Origin of the sequence: Leptospira ryugenii (assembly GCF_003114855.1) — a bacterium.
Classification (GTDB): domain Bacteria; phylum Spirochaetota; class Leptospiria; order Leptospirales; family Leptospiraceae; genus Leptospira_A; species Leptospira_A ryugenii.
The window spans coordinates 41,643-60,096 of record NZ_BFBB01000001.1; the positions used below are offsets into that span (position 1 = coordinate 41,643).

13 protein-coding genes are annotated in these 18,454 nt (G+C 41.2%); 2 read left to right on the plus strand and 11 right to left on the minus strand.

Annotated elements, in window-relative coordinates; all coding sequences use genetic code 11:
- From DI060_RS00185 to DI060_RS00205, 5 genes are all read right to left on the minus strand, one after another.
- A complete protein-coding gene (locus DI060_RS00185) occupies positions 1–2,895 on the minus strand; it encodes a choice-of-anchor D domain-containing protein (protein WP_135354958.1) in 2,895 nt (964 codons plus the stop codon).
- A gap of 366 nt (positions 2,896–3,261) precedes the next feature.
- Positions 3,262–3,660: a hypothetical protein gene (locus DI060_RS18840; protein ID WP_135354959.1), complete on the minus strand. Its 399-nt coding sequence runs from the start codon at positions 3,658–3,660 to the stop codon at positions 3,262–3,264.
- A gap of 94 nt (positions 3,661–3,754) precedes the next feature.
- Positions 3,755–4,951 carry a serine hydrolase domain-containing protein gene (locus DI060_RS00195; RefSeq protein WP_108972453.1) on the minus strand — a complete coding sequence of 399 codons (1,197 nt, stop codon included), beginning with the start codon at positions 4,949–4,951 and terminating at the stop codon, positions 3,755–3,757.
- Positions 4,952–4,961: 10 nt separating this feature from the next.
- A complete protein-coding gene (locus tag DI060_RS00200; protein WP_108972455.1) occupies positions 4,962–5,441 on the minus strand; it encodes a TIGR04452 family lipoprotein in 480 nt (159 codons plus the stop codon).
- 158 nt (positions 5,442–5,599) lie between these two features.
- Entirely contained in the window at positions 5,600–5,902 is a 303-nt protein-coding gene (locus tag DI060_RS00205) for a hypothetical protein (protein ID WP_108972457.1), read from the minus strand.
- 257 nt (positions 5,903–6,159) lie between these two features.
- Between DI060_RS00205 and DI060_RS00210 the strand changes: the two genes are divergently transcribed.
- Complete coding sequence (locus DI060_RS00210) at positions 6,160–11,304, plus strand: PAS domain S-box protein (RefSeq protein ID WP_108972460.1); 5,145 nt, start codon at positions 6,160–6,162, stop codon at positions 11,302–11,304.
- The gene (locus tag DI060_RS00215) at positions 11,301–11,702 is read left to right on the plus strand and encodes a response regulator (RefSeq protein WP_108972462.1); all 402 of its coding nucleotides are present in this window, start codon (positions 11,301–11,303) and stop codon (positions 11,700–11,702) included. The genes DI060_RS00210 and DI060_RS00215 overlap by 4 nt, the downstream gene beginning before the upstream one ends.
- 77 nt (positions 11,703–11,779) lie before the next feature.
- Here the strand turns inward: DI060_RS00215 and DI060_RS00220 are convergent, their stop codons facing one another.
- The 6 genes from DI060_RS00220 to DI060_RS00245 form a co-directional block, all read right to left on the minus strand.
- On the minus strand, positions 11,780–12,100 hold the full coding sequence (locus DI060_RS00220; protein WP_108972464.1) for a hypothetical protein: 321 nt from the start codon (positions 12,098–12,100) through the stop codon (positions 11,780–11,782).
- A gap of 101 nt (positions 12,101–12,201) precedes the next feature.
- Positions 12,202–13,884 carry an ATP-binding protein gene (locus DI060_RS00225; protein ID WP_167836862.1) on the minus strand — a complete coding sequence of 561 codons (1,683 nt, stop codon included), beginning with the start codon at positions 13,882–13,884 and terminating at the stop codon, positions 12,202–12,204.
- A gap of 202 nt (positions 13,885–14,086) precedes the next feature.
- The gene (locus DI060_RS00230; protein ID WP_108972468.1) at positions 14,087–14,791 is read right to left on the minus strand and encodes an alpha/beta fold hydrolase; all 705 of its coding nucleotides are present in this window, start codon (positions 14,789–14,791) and stop codon (positions 14,087–14,089) included.
- A 37-nt stretch (positions 14,792–14,828) separates the two neighbouring features.
- Positions 14,829–15,287: a tRNA (N6-threonylcarbamoyladenosine(37)-N6)-methyltransferase TrmO gene (gene tsaA, locus DI060_RS00235; protein ID WP_108972470.1), complete on the minus strand. Its 459-nt coding sequence runs from the start codon at positions 15,285–15,287 to the stop codon at positions 14,829–14,831.
- 6 nt (positions 15,288–15,293) lie between these two features.
- A complete protein-coding gene (locus DI060_RS00240) occupies positions 15,294–16,736 on the minus strand; it encodes an adenylate/guanylate cyclase domain-containing protein (protein WP_108972472.1) in 1,443 nt (480 codons plus the stop codon).
- Positions 16,737–16,862: 126 nt separating this feature from the next.
- Positions 16,863–18,434, minus strand: a complete 1,572-nt coding sequence (locus tag DI060_RS00245; protein WP_167836863.1) for a helix-turn-helix domain-containing protein — start codon at positions 18,432–18,434, stop codon at positions 16,863–16,865.
- Positions 18,435–18,454: the final 20 nt, after the last annotated feature.

An 18,454-nucleotide genomic window follows, 5' to 3' on the forward strand; every position in this document is an offset into this window, starting at 1 on the left:
TTAATAAACGATTGGGAAACGCCGTAAGATCCAACCCTGTTCTCCTGTTAGCTGCGTTTGGGCAGTGACACCATCACCTGCCCAAAACATTAAATTGCTAGCACCAGAATTTGTAAATCCCGTACCACTGCATTCATTGATATCAACGGTACCATTGGAATTTACATCCCGAGTGGAGAGACAGTAAGGAGTATCCGTTAAGGTGTCTCTTCTGTTCAAAGCATTAGATGACGATGAATTGAATCCACCTCGTTCGTTTGTATGAAATAAACCCAGAAAATGTCCAGCTTCATGAGCCATTGTATCTCCCATAAAGGTCTGGTCTGTCGTGGATAGACTGGAGCCTGCCGCACCGGAACTTCTATGAGGTTCTATGAAGACCACCATACCAGATTTTTTTGTCCCCGTGATCCCAGGAACGCCAGGGATTCCTGCAGAAATACCGAGAACACCTGCCGTTTGGCTATTGTTAGCTGTGAAATAGATATTCAAACTGTCTGCACTTTGTGCGGCTGCAGTACTCACATACATCTTTGTCAAAGAACCAGTTACATTGCCTGTATCATCTGAGAGATTTGCCAGAGTCTGGAATTCAGAGTTTGTAACCGTAGTCGCCGTAAACTCGAGATCAATTTTTACTGAATCTTGAGCATATATCGATTTCATCCGATTCACAGCAGTTTGTATACCTGCCTCGGTGGGAGTGTCATAGGTTCCAGAAATAAAGATCAAACGTACCTTTAGTTTTTTGCGGTAGGTCCATACTTTGCCTAGTCCACTGGTATTGTCCGAACCTGCGCTTGATGTGAATGTTCTCTCTTCATCCAAACTTGGATTGCAGTTCTGCACTATACTGTAGCTTGCATTGGTGGAGGATAAACTTACACCGGTGTTGATTTCAATGCTGAAGAAGTTGGATGAGTCTGGAGAAAAGGACGGTGCGGATGAACCCAAATACTCCGTGTTATTTCTACCATAGGGATACATACCTGAATAGGTTGTGGTGCCTACGCCATCTCGGCTAAAAAAATAGTTAGAATTGAGGATTAAGTAATTGAAAACAACTCCATTACTTGCCGTAACAGAATGTGGTTGGTTCACATAATAGATGACAGACGGAGAGCTAGGTGAGGTGCTGAGTGCGATTGCGCTACCCCAATACAGAGGTAGTGAGCCAAAGAAATTTGCTTGAGAACCTGCATTGGATGTGCGCGTTCCATTGACAATACTTGGTGTACAGGTACTTGTGGGAACTGTACCTGTGGCACTTAAATTGATGGTGTAGGAACCTTCGTCACTGTCATTACTTGCAATCGTTAGGATGGCTGTTTTTGCACCACTGGAAGTAGGCGAGAAGGTAACCGTGAATGTGCCTGTTCCTGAGGTGCTAATGCTTGCAGAAGCTGGCTGTGTAGCTACCGTGAACTCACTAGCATTCGTTCCGGAAACTGAGACGCGAGGCGAGCCTGTTAGGCTAAGAGTTGCATTTCCTAAGTTTTGGATAGTAAACGAAGTAGCAGCACTTGTAGTACCAACTCTCACGGAGCCGATTCCAGAAAAGGTTCCACCAGAGGCAATGTTAGTGGAACTTTGTTGGACATTGATTTCTGGGGCAGGTGCTACTGTGGCAATCCCAGAGATGGAGAAATTATAAGGGTTCTCATTCGAATCGTTGTTTGCGAAAGAAATGGTTGCCGATTTTGTACCGGAACTTGTCGGTGAAAACGTAACAGCAAAGATGACTGAACCTGAAGGAGCAATCGTAGACGACGAAGGTTGGGTTGTTACAGAAAACTGATTAGCGTTCGCACCACCTAATGTCACAATCGGCGAACCAGATAAAGTTAAGTTTGCATCACCTAAGTTCTGGATCCTAAATTGAACGGCTGTTCCACTTTGACCTTCTTGCACATTAGAAAATGAAAATGTACCCGAATCGTCCAAAATCGTATTTGAATTGGATACGAGTTGTACATTGATCTCAGGAGCTGGGGCTGCCGTCGCAAAGCCCGTTATCGCAATCAGAAAAGGTCCTTCATCTGTGTCATTGTTTGCAATGGAGATGTTGGCATTCTTTGTACCTTCAGAGGTTGGTGCAAAAGTCACGGTAAAACTCGTCGTTCCATTCACAGGTACAGGGCTTGACATTAAGGAGGCATCGACAGTGAACTGATTGGCATTTGCTCCTGTTAAGCTAGGGGGGATCGTAAGGGTTAAGTTAGCTGTTCCTGTATTGCGAATGGTAAAAGTAACCGCAGATCCTGTCAATGTAGATCTCACACTTCCAAAGTCGTAGCTACTAGATCCTGAAGTAAGGGAGCTCGTTGATTGGCGGACGTCGATTTCAGGTTCGGCGGTTAAAGTAGCCTTTGCGGTTAGATTTAAGATGTAGGTACTTGTGGATGGGTCATTCGATGCGATTCGGATTTGCGCACTTTTTGTGCCTGATTGCCCTGCTTGGGGGCTGAAACGCAAACTAAAAGTCGTAGATGCAAGAGACGATAGGCTGGATGAACTTGGCTGTGTTACTGTAAATTGGGCTGCATCTGTGCCTGTTATTTGGACGGCAGGCGAAGAACTAAGGGTAAGAGTCCCACGCCCATTGTTTAGAATTGTAAAGGTATACAATGTACCTGAAGTGTTTTGGACCGCGCTCCCTAAATCAAATGTAGCGCTATTTGCTAAATTGTTTGCACTTTCAGAAACCCGAATTGTAGGTGTTTGTTGGACAGTTTCCTCTGCCGAGCTAGTGCTTGTAGTGGGACTAGATGAGCCACCGCCTAAGGCGAGGACAAGTGCCGAGCTACCACCATCTCCGCCGCCTCCGCCAGGTGGGCAATTTACCATGGAGAGGTTAAAAACCAAAAGAGTAAAATAAAATGAAATCCGTCTCATATTTGCATCCTTGTTCTTTTTCACTTGTTAAAATGAGACCTGTTTGCAACGAAACCCACTAACGTGGGAAAACGTACGCATAACAGATAGCACAACTGAGTCAAAACAATGGTAAGACGGAGAAAAGGCGAACCTTTTCTTATTTTTTTTTTTGGAAAATTAATCCCCGTAAATGCAACATGGATGCATTTACGTTTCTTCTTTATTTGCCTTATCCCGTTTCGGCTTAGGCTATTTACTTTGGAAATAACAAACGTTATACCGAAACGACCTAAATGTGTGTATCATTCTTGTTTGAGGAAGAACCTTAAGTAGCACCGCCTAAACTTATCATGGATGCTTCGTTTAAGCGGTGGAGGGAGATTTCTATTTCTCCTGATTCTCTGGGGAAGATTTAGAAATTTGTTTGGGAAGGCTTAGCAAATTTACTTCTCCGTCTCCAGAAAGCTTAACATCACTCGAAACTGTGGAACGTGTGCAAGCAGTTAAATTGGAACAGGTAGATGAGCTACTACAAAAACTAGAAGCATTGCAAGTATACGGAGTACCACTTGGGCAACCGCCCGATGTTCCTGCGAAAAAACAGGAAGTAGAGGAGTTGGAGGTAGTCGAAGTTGTAGACCTGGAATTCAATAAAAGAAGTAAGAAGATCAAATTGAGTTGGTCTTCTTCTTTTTTTGCCTTTTCTGCTTCCGTTTCACCACAGCTTAAGAACATCGTACTTGTAAACACAAGCAGCATAATCATCGTTATTATTTTTTTCATTAGTATTTCCTTATATAGGTATGGTAGAATCCCAGATAAGGAATACTAATGTCAAGAGCAAAACTGGCTACTAGATTGAAAAAACCTCTCCAATTTACCGGAGTAAACTGTGGATATAAGGCCGAATGGTCTCAGCAAAAAACAAAGAGTTTGCTGTTGCTGGTAGTAGACTGATCCCATTTCTTCGACCCGTGTTATTGACTGCAACTATAGCCATGTATTTACGATTGTTATCCACCCAAGGGTAAAATCCGTTGGCTCCAATGCTATGCGAGATTAAGTCTTTGTTGCATTCGCTTGCAACATCTGTCACGCTACAAAATCTCCAATTTCCTAAGCCATATCGCCAACGATAGCCAAAACTGGAAAATTGCGAATAACCGATGGTAGCTTGTCCATACTGGTCCCCTAAAATTTCGGTAACACTATTCGTTGATAAAAAGTTAGGCACATTGGTTCCTGTTATGGTCATAGCATTCCCACTATTGTTTACAAGGGCTTTTAGCATACCAGCATAGGCTTTGGCAGAAATACTAAGTCCATAGGCACCTGCCAAACTCCCATCGGTTTCTTCTGTACTGCGTATATTTCCAGTCCATTTTACTGTAGTTGGCCAAGCCAAAGGTGTTGCTACCAAATTTGAGAACAAGGCATTCCAGGTCTGCGAGCAACTCACTTCTAACATTCTCTGTGCCACTGCCATATGATTGGAGTTATATTGGTAAAGGGCTCCCGGTGTACCCGTGGATTGGTCTCGTATTTCATTGATACAGGCATCCTTTTGGGCGTTCGTTGCATTCGCTGGTAATGTGGATATACAGGCTGCTTGCCCTGAGCCATTGCCACCGCCGGCATTGAGTCCTGATGTGAAGGCAAGTAATTGGCGTAATGTAATGGTCCCTTTTGTACCCGTCCAGCCTAAGACAGAGGCGGTTGTTGAATTTAGAGAAAGAGTTCCTCCCGTTGTGCAAGTGCCTGCTTGGATCGCTCTCATTGCCGTAACAGCGGTTACCCATTTGGAACCAGAAGCAATGGGTCTAACCGTATCAAATTCTAGGGTGCTACTACGGGAATAGATTGTATTTCCTTCCTGGTCAAATACTTGTAAGGTGGCCCCTTCGTCAGTGCTCCGTGCAAATCGATCAAAACAGTCATTTAAGGAGGTGCAAGGTGCCAGTATACTTGCCAAAAGAACGGCTTGCGAACCTGTATCCGTTTTTGTTTCTGTCTGGCATTGGAAGAGGAGTAGAGAGGCAAACAATAGTGCAGTAATGTAGATGGTCTTTTTCATGTTGTGTTCCTTACAGTTTAATCAAACCGTCAATGGTGATGACCTTTCCTGTTTTTTCGAGGTCGCAGGATGCAAATTGCGGAAGTAAGGCGGCATCACGTGCAGAACCGACCGCACCAGAGGGAGCCAGATTGGTATAACTCGCTCCCAATACCAGGGCACCTCTTGTGCGGATGTCTGATTCACACTGCTCTACTGAGGATTCCATGAAGTAGTCCTTATCCGAAATTTTGGTTGTGAAGGGGTAGAGGAGCTTGGCCAGAACGCCATTGATCAGGATAAGAGGAAGGATAGGCCCTGTACCGGCTGTCATTCCGTTTGCATTCAGCCAGGCTGCTGTGGCCGTTGCTTCTGCTTCTAGGATGGCATCAGAAATCCTAGACTTTGCTGTAGAGCCCGGGATTGCTCCGTAGGTTTGCAAACCCAAACCTTCCGTGAGGGCGCAATTCTGTAAGGACAGGAGGAGGACTAAGAGTATGATTCTGTTCATAGGGTTTCCCTGAAGTATAGAATGATTCTATTTCAGTAAACCATTCTTTTGCCACTTTTAACATATTTATTGAACGATTGGAGGGAGGTGATCAGCCTGCGACTGACACCACTTGCAATACTGGTACAAAGAAAGCCCCCTTGTACCAGTATCCGTGCCTAGAGCTTGTCTGCTTCTTTCTGGTAGCGAATCGCCTCCTCTCGTGCTTCCTCTGCTAGATTTTTAAATTTGTTTGCGTTTTGCATTTCGGACAGAGCTTTGCCACCTTGCGGGCCTTTTGCGAGATTTTCATACTTAATAGCTAGATCTTTATAGTCCAAGGCTCGTTTCAGAAAGTATTCCTTCGCGGTTTTTTTTGCTTCAGGGGTCACTGCTTCTTTTAACAGTAGTTTTTCGAGATCTGAAATCGCGAACACTTGCGTCGAGAGTAAAATGAGTAGAAATAGAGTCTTTTTTTTCATAGATGGTAGTTCTCCTAGGAACAAAGACTACATAAGTTAATTCCTCAGGCAATAGAAATCCTACCTAAATAAATTGTTAACCTTAATGACATTTAATTTCATTCTAAATCAATTTATGTTCAAAATGTTCCTGATTGATTAAACATTGCCACCAGCAATGAGCAAAGCTTAAAAGCATAAGTATTTAGAAACAAAATAAAAAGCCCTTGCCAATTTGAATTTTTGTGGCTAAAGTATGGACAAGAAGTTTGGATCAAATGTCGAAAGTCTCTACCGAAGAATCATTTTTAGTTGTGGGAGTGGGTGCATCGGCCGGTGGACTCGAGGCAATCCAAAGCCTCCTTGGTCATTTAGAGGAGGACTGCAGAGAACATGCTTTTATCATAGCCCAACATGTAAGCCCTACCTATAAGAGTATGTTAGGACAACTCCTCAGTCGCTCAACTACCTTACCCGTTGTAGAAGCAGAGAACGACAAACCAGTGTTTCCTGGTAGCATCTACATCACGCCTCCAGACACTGAGATTCGCATCATAGCGGGGCACTTCTCCTTGACCAAACCCAAAAATATCTCTGGACCCAAACCTTCGATTGACATCCTCTTTGAATCCATTGCTCTAAATTTTAAAAATAGATCCATTGGAATCATTCTCTCGGGAACCGGTTCAGATGGATCTATGGGCATTACCGCCATACATGAGGTAGGTGGCTTATGTATGGTTCAGGATCCCAAGACATCAAAATTTGACGGGATGCCAGCCTCTGCCATCGAGACTGGTATCGTGGATTTGGTTCTTGCGCCCAGTGAAATGGGAAAACAAATCCTGTCCTATGCGAAAGAGCCACATGAGGCAAAAGAAAGTGTGGATACGGAAGATGCGGATGGACAAACTTTGCAACAAATTCTCTGGTCCCTTTCCAATGTGAAAGGAACTGATTTTTCAGCTTACAAAAAGTCTACGATCCTACGTCGTCTTTTGAAGCGAATGGAAAGTTTAAAAATTAAATCTCTCTCAGATTACAAACTTTATCTAGAAAAACACCATGAAGAATATGAATCATTATTTGAAACCATATTAATTGGTGTAACATCTTTCTATCGAGATGAGAATGCTTTTTTAAGTATTGAAGAGCATTTAAAAACAATCATTGCAAACAAAACGAAAGGTGAGTCGATTCGCATTTGGACGCCTGGATGTTCTACTGGTGAAGAGGCCTATAGCATAGCAAGCATTATCGCCAACATCCTAAAAGAAAAAATCGTACATTACCATATCCAAATCTTTGCCACTGATATTGATGAGAAGGCGATAGCTTTTGCAAGGAAGGCAGTTTACCCCAACACATCCAATTTTATTTTTAAGTCGATTGAGGATTCCTCCTTTTTGATAGAAAAAGAAGATTCCTTCGAGATCTCAAAATTACTTCGTTCTATGATTTTGTTCACGAAGCATGACCTTACCAAGAACCCACCATTTTTAAAATTAGATATGGTGATTTGTAGAAATCTTTTGATCTATTTTAACCAAAATTTACAGCAACAGATCATTCCTTTGTTTCACTATGCACTCAATCCGAATGGGATTCTTTTTTTAGGCAAATCAGAAACGGTCGGAAATTTTTCGGATTTATTCATTACCTTAGATTCCGAAAATAAAATTTTCCAAAGAAAGAGGGGTGGTGCCGTACAAAATCTTCGTTTTGCAGGGATTCGCCAAAACTCATCCATAGTTGTGAGGTCACCAGTAAAAGAATCTCTCCGAAAAGACATGACTGTGAGTGAAATGGTCAAGGAAACTTTGTACAATACCTATGACAATCCCTATGTCATTATTTCGGACCAGTATCTTGTTGAGATGATCAATGGTGATGTGAATTTATTTTTGAGCCTTCCGGAAGGCCAAATGAACGCAAATATCTTGAAGATGATTCGCCCTGATTTGCAAATCGAACTTCGCGCCACCATCACAAAGGTAATCAAAGAAAAAGAATCTCAAAAGAGTGGGCTTTTGCCTTTTACTGTGGATGGCAAATCTTACCTAACAAATATTAAAGTAAAGCCTCTCCTCTATACTCAAAAAAATAATGACTTATTCATGGTGATCTTTGAATTATTCCCTAATGAAAATAAGGCAAAGATCGCTGAGAAAAGTGGTAGTAAAGTAGAACTCCAAGAAAGAATTGAAATCTTAGAAAAAGAGCTTACGGCAACCAAAGAACATTTGCAAATCTATATCGAAGAATTAGAGACTACCAATGAAGAACTTCAGTCTTTGAATGAAGAGGTACAAAGCACCAATGAAGAGCTACAATCGACAAATGAAGAATTGGAAACAAGCGTTGAGGAACTTCAATCCACCAATGAAGAAATCCAGATTGCCTACACTGAGTTAAAAGCAAGTAACGAGGAGTTGGAGCGGAAAGACAATGAATTGAAGCTAAAAGAATCCAGCCAAACCGCTCTTCTAAACAACACCTTACAGTCATTTGTCCTAACAGATAAGAATTTTAAGATACTGACATTCAATGAGATCGCTGAAAGTACGTTTTCTTTCTTATTTCGGCAAACATTGAGCATAGAGAAAGATTTGCGCGAAATCTTCCTATCGGATGCAATTCCTAACCTAGATCTGAGCTTTGCAAGCCTTTCCAAGGGAGAGGTTGTCCAAGGAGAGTTCAAATGTTTAGACAAAGAAAATAGAAAAAGGCAATTTGCTTATAACTTCACTCCTGTTTTGGACGCTACAAAGAAATTGAGTGTGATCTCATTTTCCCTTTTGGACATCACCGCAACCAAAGAAACGGAAATCCAACTAAAAGAGACAGAGAAACTTTTGGTTTCGATCTTCAATGCTGTAGACATCGGTGTTTGTATCACGGATCAATTTGGTAGGTTTGTCAATGTAAACCAAGCTTATTGTGAAATCTATGGTTACTCAAAAGATGAGTTACTAGGAAAATCATTTACCATCGTAGTACTGCCAGAATACCGCGAGGCAATCCAAAGTATGCATGACCAATTCATTGCAGGTGAAGAGGAGATCCCTCGCGAGTGGACTGTCCAGAGAAAGAATGGAGAGGTCATTGATATCTATGCCAATGCAAAACTTTTGATCCAAGAAGATGGTACAAGGTATAAAGTAACCTCCGTCCGGGATATTACGGAAAAGAAAAAATTCCAGAGATTGCTATTGGAAACGCAGGAAGCAACCCATGTCGGTGGTTGGGAATACGATTTGCATACACAGCAATTTTCTATGACCCAAGAAAGTTATCATTTATTCAATCTTTCCCAAACCAAAGCCTATTCTATGGAAACCATAGCTGAACTATTCAATGACTATGAAAAGGAAAGGCTGCTCGTACATTACCAGTCGATGCTTGCCAACAAACAACCCTATGAACTTTTATTAGAATACATTGACCACAAGGGCCAAAGGAAATGGTACCGAGCGATAGGAGCTCCAGAACTCAATGCGACTACCTTCCGTAAGGTATTTGGTTCTTTCCAAGATGTTACCGACTCTATCAATTTTGAAATTGAAATGAGAAAGGCAAAAGAGCTATTGGAGCAAACCAATGAGACTGCGAGAGTTGGTGGTTGGGAATATGATCTAGAAACTAAGAAGTTAACTTGGACATCTGTTACCCGTGATCTACATGAAGTGCCTGAAGACTATATACCCAATGTAGAGGACGCGATCCTATTCTATAAAGAAGGCGAACATAGGAATCGGATCCAGAACCTCTTCCAAAAATTATTATTATTTGGAACCGCTTATGATGAAGAGTTTATCATCGTAACTTACAAAGGCAGAGAGCGTTGGGTCCGCGCCACAAGCCAAGCTTATTTTGAAAATGGAGTCTGCAAACGAGTCTTTGGTGCCTTCCAAGATATCCATGAGAGGAAGATGGTCAGCGAAGCAATGCGGATCACCAAAGAAAGATATGAATTCTTAAGCCAGGCAACTAGGCAAGCCATTTGGGACTGGGATATTGGGGAAGGAACTGTCTTTTGGGGGGAAGGATACCGGACAAACTTTGGCTTTGATATAGAAAACATGCATTTGAGTTATGAAACTTGGGAGAATCTATTGCACCCTGAGCAGAGAGAGAAAGTGATCCAAAGAGTCCAAGAGGCAATGGCTAATCCTGATATACTGACATTCGAAAACCAGTACCAATTGCAAAAAGCGGATGGTAACTTCGCAGATGTTATCGATAAGGCATTGGTCATCCGCGACCAAACGGGAAAGGCGATCCGTATGGTGGGAGCTGTCGAAGATATCACAAAACGAAAGGCAGGCGAAGTCCAACTCAAATTATTGGAGTCTGTGATTACAAATTCCAATGAAAGTGTCCTCATCACAGAAGCAAACCCCGTAGGGTCTATTGGGCCTAACATTGTCTTTGTGAATGCGGCCTTCACTAAGATGACTGGGTATACACAGGAAGAGGTGATTGGAAAAACCCCTCGGATCCTCCAAGGCCCGAATTCTAGCCCAAAAGAAATCAGTAAGATGAGAGAAGCTTTGGCCAAGTGGGAACCTGTCGAGGTTGAGATCATCAACTATAAAAAAGATGGCAGTGAGTTTTGGAATGAATTTTCAATCTTTCCTCTTGCAAATGAAAAGGGTTTTTACACACATTGGATCGCCATTGAAAGGGATATCACTCGGAAAAAACGAGAAGAAAATGAAAAAGAAAAATTGATCTCCGAGCTAACCCAAAACAACAAAGACCTAAAACAATTTAACTACATAACATCTCATAACCTAAGGGCACCACTCTCCAATTTAAGTGCAGCCTTAAGTTTGATCGAAGACATCCCCATCTCTGATCCACTCCTTTCGGAGCTTCTAAAAGGGATCAAACTCTCAACCGAGACACTAAACCAAACCATAGATGATTTGATCCGCATCCTCATCATAAAAGATAGCCCTGCCATTGAACAATCTGCCCTTGATTTAGAGACTGTGTTTCAGTCTGTCCTTTCCCAGATTCAGAACATTGTCTCTTCGAGTGGAGCTTCTATTCTTACACAATTTGCTGATGTTAAACAAATAGTGTTCAATAAACCTTACTTGGAGAGTATCTTTCTAAACCTTTTGACAAATGCGATTAAATATAGATCCCAAGAAAGAGACCTTCACATTTCTGTCAAATCCATGGAATCGCGTGAGTTTTATTTTTTAGTATTTGAAGACAATGGATTGGGAATCGATTTGACTCGTAACAAAGATAAAATATTTGGTTTATACCAGAGGTTTCATAATTTGCCTGATAGTAAAGGTTTAGGGCTTTATTTGGTAAAATCGCAATTACAGGCATTAGGTGGTTCTATTCGAGTAGAAAGCCAGGTAAATGTCGGAACAAAATTTATAATCAAGATAAGAAAATGAACTATATTTTATGCGTAGATGATGATCCCACCGCTCTAACGATCCAGACCATTCTCTTCAAACAATTGCAATTCGGAAGCCAGACCATCACCAAACGAAATGGACAAGAAGCCTTAGATTATTACGAGCAAATTGTAAATGGGGCAAGAGCATTTGTACCAGATTTAATTTTTTTGGATTTGAATATGCCGATTTTAGATGGCTGGGGTTTTTTAGAAATCTTCAACCAAAAGTATTACAAACAATTCCCGGATTCTAAGGTTTATATCTTATCCTCATCTGTGGACCCGAGTGATAAAAAAAATGCAGAATTGTATCCGTTTGTTCAGAGCTTTATCTCAAAACCACTCACAAAAGAATCAATTTCAAAGATCAAAGAAGGCAAGTCTCCGATTTAATGCCTTTATCATAGAAAAGATATTTAAGTCCGAACAAACTGTTCGATTGTCCAACAGAAAGGTGAGTCAGTATCTCTCTATTTAGAAGACGGAGAGAAATATTTTTTCTTATAGGCCTCGAGTTTGTCTTGGGCAAAATAATCCGCTTGGATCACAGCAATGAGTTTGTTTGCAAGGCTTCGATTGTTACGCAAAAGCCAAAGTCGATAGTCATGGCTAATGCTGGATTCACCTACAACAATCATTTCCTGCGCTGATTCCACGAAACGACTGACACTGGCAAACGTTTGCTCGAGATTCTCGTGTATTGAATTCTGAAGTCTTTTCTCTCCTTGGTTGTCTTTCCACATAACAGTTTCAATTTGGTTTTGTTTTAAAATGATAATACAAGCATTCATGGGACTTGATCTTACAGTAGGTTGTTAAAAAATCATTTCAATTTTTGCTGATCTATGTCTAGATCGCAATGATATTTGTCAATCTGACAAGAATGGGATATTTAGAGTTTTTCTAGTTCTAGTTTTTCGAGGATAGATCGGAGAGACTGGAAGGTAAGGGGTTTTGCAATCACAATGTCCATACCTGCACGTTTACAAGCAGCGACATCTTCTGAAAGCGCGGAAGCTGTAAGAGCGATAATAGGTGTCTGTTTTTTATGAAGAGGTAAATTTCTGATTTGCCGAGAGGCCTCAAATCCATCCATTACAGGCATATGGCAATCCATCAATATGAAATCAAAATCAGAATCTAACACTGCTTCGATGGCTTCCTTACCATTTGATTTTGTTAATACTTCGCAACCGCATTTTTTCAGCATACCTTGGGCTACCATCTGGTTCACTTCATTATCTTCTACAAGGAGTACTTTGGGTTTTGATTTTGTTTGGTATGGTTGGATTTGCATTTTTGGGGAATCTGCTACTAGGGAGCAAGTGGAACATGGCAGACTAAGTGAAAATTCGCTCCCAACATATAACTCAGATTTTACGGTAATCTTTCCTTCCATTAACATTGCCAGCTGTTGGGAGATCGTAAGGCCTAAGCCACTACCTCCAAACCTTCTGGTGAAGGAAATATCAGCCTGCTGGAAAGGGCTGAAGATCTTTTCCATGGCATCTTCTGGGATTCCGATTCCAGTATCTATGACTTGTATCACAAGTTGTTCTTCTTTTGTGAAGGAGCGAATGGTTACGGAGCCGAATCTCGTGAACTTAATGGCATTATTTGTTAGATTTGTGATGATTTGTTTGAGTCTTACTGGATCTATCAAACACTGCAAAGGTACTGTCTCGTCAATCTCTAATTTCAAATTGATTTGGTTTTGTTTGGCGATGGGCTCAAGAAGAGAGATGATATCTCCAAGTAGGTTACGAACATTGGTGGGAACTTTCTCGATTTCGAGTTTCATACTTTCTAGTCTAGAGAGATCAAGAATATCATTGATGAGTGCAACCATTTGCATGCCACTTCTATGTACGAGTTCTAAAGAATTTTTTAAGTGACTAGGCAACTCTTCTGCTAATAGGAGTTCTGTGATACCGAGGACTCCATTCATAGGTGTTCTGAGCTCGTGGGACATATTCGCAAGAAATAGTGACCTAGCTTTCACTGCATCATCGGCCAATTTCTGAGCCTCCAAACGAAGGGCATTAAAAGCACTCGTAATCACAAAAACAGCAACAGTAAAGGAGACCGACCTTTCGAGTGAAATCCATTCATTGATGGGAAACTGGGGGAACAATTGAATAAACTCCAAGGCTAACATTCCAAAAGAAAGTAATGTTGTGTAGATAATGCCCCAAAGGCCATGGCGGAAACCACCATATAACAATCGTAAAATTGGGAATATGGTAAGCCACATCGCGAGCGGCCAATCGATACGATCTTGCATACTGCGGCAGAGTAAAAAATGGAGCCCCGTTGCGATTTCTAAAATGAAATAACTATACTTGGGTCTAAGCCAAAATTTTGTTTGAACGGTGAGAAGAGCTATAAATACACCATAGCCTAGTGTGACAAAACCAGATGGGTCTTTAAATACTAAGATAATTGGCAGTCCCGTTGCAAAGGCTGTGACCGAAGCCATAAGTAAAATCACCACCGTCAATCTTGACTGAAAAAGTTCTGTTCCAGACTGGCTTGATCCTTTCGGCAAAAAAGAATCAATCGTGGAGATCAGCATAGGGACTTGCATCGGCCTACCACGATAGCACAGATTTTGTGGAATTGCCAAAACAATCCCAAGAAATCCAAAAAAATCAAATTTATAATAATTCTAAGTCAAGGAGAATGCTCACCGATTCCTAGGATCAGTGAACAAATGTTTCGAGAAAATTGGACAGGGCCTTTCTTACCTTGGGCCCGTTTGTTTGGCCCATTCTTCTTTATTTTGCAAAAAAATGAGCCAAGAGCTCATACACCTCAGGGTTCACGATCATCCCTACATGGGTGGAATCCACTTCTTTGTGTTGCATATATGGGGAGCGTGTGTCGATGCAAGTTTGCCAACTTACAATATTATCAAACTTTGAATAGATGGAGAGGCTTGGAATTTCGAGAGGGATTTGGTAACGTGCTTCGATTTCCAATTCGAGAGCATCTAGTTGGATGCCTTGTTTGTCTGCATAAAAGTTTGCCAAAGAAGTATACTTTGCTCCACCAAATAATGGTGAGGCGATTGTCGCAATTTTACTCACATAGTGAGGAAGGTCTCTGGCAGCTTCTCTAGCTAAATATCCACCTAAACTCCAGCCAACAAGATTGATTTTGGTTTGGTACTTCTCGTAAAATTCAGTGATGCGTCCTTTAAGTGCCTCTAAGAGTAAAGGAACATTTCCATGGTTCAAGCCAAGCTCCCAGCCTTCTGCCTGGTAGCCAAGAAATTGTAAGTACTGCCGAAGGGGAAACATGATCTGGTCATTTGTGCCATAGCCAGGCACAACGAGAGTTGGTTCGCCTTTGCCCTTCGGATGTTTGGCAAAGCTCGGCGCAGACCAGAGTAATTTGCACACATCCCAGAAACCAGCAAGCTCCAGTGCAATCTGGTATCCCTTGGGGATTTGGATTCGGGAACGTTCTTCAAGCTTCATATGGATTAGACTCTGTTGGAAAACAAAAACTCTTTTCTCATTCCCAATAATGTTCCATGAGACTTGCAACCCATTCGGGATTTCGTATTTCCCCCTGGGGTAGTAACTGAGGAAACACAGGTTTGATATCCAGTATGGGCGTTCCATCGATGGCATCTAAACCTTTAACATAAATGTAGCGGTTCTCAATTTTTAGAATCTCGCAGATACTGAGACCAAGTCGGTTGGGTCTGTCTTTTTTTCTTTGGGCAAAGATCCCTACAGAAGGGTAGTTGGGATTGCCACGTGGATGCCCAGAGAGTACAATCTGTTCATCTTTTGCTTTGTGGAATACAAAGACAATTTCTATGTGGGAAAAGGACTCAAGTCCACGTAGGCATTCTTCTGCATTTTCACCTAATACCTCTATTGTGGAATGAATGGAAGACCAATGGTCATCAATGGGCTCTGTGCGAACATTTTTTACTATGGCAAGGGATTTTAAGCTAAACTCCATATCGATTCATTCCTTTTCTTTTGGGCTCAAGCGGTAAATCTGTATGTTTTCTGTGATTCCTTTGAGTTGTGTGATTTCTGATTTTACAGGATAACCTCGTAGTATAGTCGATACTCTGGGAGCAGCATAGATCTCATTTGTGAAACAGATCTCCTCTCCTTCGGCCAATCCCTGGACTCTTGCGGCAATGTTCACTACTTGGCCAAAATAATCCAATCGATCATTTAAGGTAACGGCAATAGAAGCACCAGTATGAATGCCGATTTTTAAAATGATCTCTCTTTCGAGTTGGCGCTTGTTAAATGTTTCAATTTCTTCTAACATTTCTATGGCTGCCCTCATTGCATTTTCTGCAGAAAGAAAGGTTGCCATTATGGCGTCGCCAATGGTTTTTACAAGACTACCCTGGTTTTTGATGATGACTCGAGACATCTCATCAAAATGTTGTTGGACCAAAGAAAATGCCTTTAAGTCCCCAATTCTCTCGTAGAGATTTGTAGATCCCTTTAAATCGGTAAATAAAAACGTTTGGTCTTTTATGGATAAACCCCTTGGACCAACGATGTCTTCACCTTGGAATAAAGTACGAAATGTCCTATGGTTGAGGAGTTCTTTTGCGGAGAGATGGGGATCAAATTCTAATAAAAAAGTTGAGGTTAAAAAATCCGAATCCAATTGATAAATGGAAAGTGGAACTTTTTCCGATGAATTATTTTTGATATTTAGTTTTAGAATTCCTGAACGGCACTGCTTGGTGTCGGAATGCAAAGTTTGGTTTTCATAGGTGATTTGGACTTCATCTGTTTTGGAACTTCTTTCTGCAAGGACTTCGAGCAAAAAATCTGTATCATGTAAAAAATCATTCCCTTCTAAATAACCTTCCCGAACATTTATTTCCACTTCTCTCACTTCCTTTGGTGATAGAAATCGTAAAAACCTTTCTCTCTTCTTAAAAAAATGACGAAAGGTCATGCTCGAACCTGGGACTCTTCCCTCTCTGGAAAAATGATATTTGTATTGATAGTCCTCTATTGGTAGAGATTCGGGATGGTGAAAAACGATATCTCGGATATCAGGATGGATGGTGAAAACAATATGAATCGAATCATCTAAACTCGTATGGTAGTCTCTTCGGCAAAAGTCACAATGGTATTGGTTATGGACATGGATAAGATTCTGGAAATGTTTTACTGGGTCTCCGCAGCGTGGACAGACTAGCAGCCATTCCATGACGAATAGACCGTGTTTGCTGGCATGTAAAAATACATCAAGAACCTCATGATACGGAAAACCCGAGTCATTTGCGTATATATATGGGTTTACTCGAAACAGAGAATAGTCATCTTCGCTTGATAAAAACTCCCGAAAATGAGTGATTAAAGCCGAAGAACCAAAGGATTCGGATCTAATTGTTTGGAAAAAGGATTCGATTTTAGATTCTCGGTTCATCTTTTGCTCCACTAATGTTCTAGCGAAAACTTTTGTTTTTCAAGCGATTCTTCGGTTTTTTTTTAGTCTCCCTCTGAAGTCGTGTCATACGATTTGCCTAGACCACCAAAATGTGTGGCGGATTGCTCAATCGGATTCTTTTTTTAAAGACTGTTTTCGGAATTGGGAAGGTGGCAGTCCAACTTGGTTTTTAAATGCATCATTGAAGACGGATTTGGAAGTAAAACCACAGTCTAGTGCGATGTCTAGGATGGATTTGTCTTTCTCTTTGATTAACTTTTCCTTCGCATCTTCTATTCGGTATTGTTTGATTAGATCAGCAAAACTAATGCCCATGATCTGGTTAATCAATTCGGAAGTTTGGTGTGCATTTAATTTTAGTAGGGCAGAAAGATCTGATAATCTTAGCTCTTCATCTAAGTGAATCTTTTCGGATTGGAATAGATTTTTGAGCTCTTCGATTTTTTTCTCCGTATTAATTCCGATTAGGTGTGATTTCTTGGTTTGAGTTTCCTGTTGGTTTGAACTGGTGATATCAGTCTTTAAGCGAGTGATCAATCTTGCTGAAACGGTTTCGGTTTGCTCTATTTCCTGGAGTTTAACTTGGATCGCTTGTGAAATGAAATAGGCATTGGCAGGCAAAAATATGGATAAGAAGAATAGGTAAATTTTACCATCATGAGAATCAAATGATTCATAGGAGAATAAATTCAAAATCTCGAATAGCAACAAACAGAGGATACTTAAAATAAACCAGGGGGTTTGTTTGAGAGAGTCCTCCAATTTTACAAAGGCAATGATCAGAGCAAGGATGGTGATACTCACATAGAGAAAAGTATAGGAGATTGCGATGTATTGGCGAGGGATGGGAAAAAAACTAGAGACCATCAATATTACCGCGGCGATTTGGCAAAAAATCATAAATCGATTTGATTTAGGAAAGTCGAGAGAAAGGTCCATATACGTCCGAATCCAATTTGTCCCAGTCAGAATCAAATAACCCACACTAAGTTTTTTAAATAAAGAAAGGGGAATCACTGAGTTTGGAAATAGATAGAGATTCCCAAGCCCGGATCCAAACAAAAAAATAAAGAGAATGCCGAGATGGAATAGAACATTGCTTAGGATCCAAGGCTTAGGGTCTTTTAAATAAAAAAACAGAATGCGGATAAAAAATGCAGTGATGATGCAGAGAAAGGAAAAGATGAGGCCAGTGAAGTAGGAGATGGTTTGTAAAAGTTCCTGTAAACTTAGAATTTGTATTTCCGTTTCTATATAATTCCTAGACCTGATTTCAATCTGTACCTTTGTCTCTTTTTGTTTCAATGAGATGGGAAAGACAGGAAAGATTTGTGGAAGTGGCCAAAGGCCTAAAGGAAGGGAGTATCCAGCAGACTGACAAGGTTCGGACTCAGCACAAACTTGCACCCAATCCAAATGGCTCCAGAGAAAGACCAAGTACTTGCTTTGGCTTTCGGATATCACCTCTGGCAAAGCCAAAACAAAATGAACTGGTTCTTCTCGGAAACCCGCCTGTAGTACGGCACCTCGGTCAACTTTTTGTGGCTCAGGGCTTGGCTGTAAGAGAAGAGGGCCTCTATCCACAGATTTTTCTGGAATGGATTCTGCAAGGAGAGTCCTGTTTAGGCTAAGGAGAATCAGTATGCTGACAAGGCTTGTGGAGAAGAATTTTTTCAAAATTGAATCCTTTGTGAGAC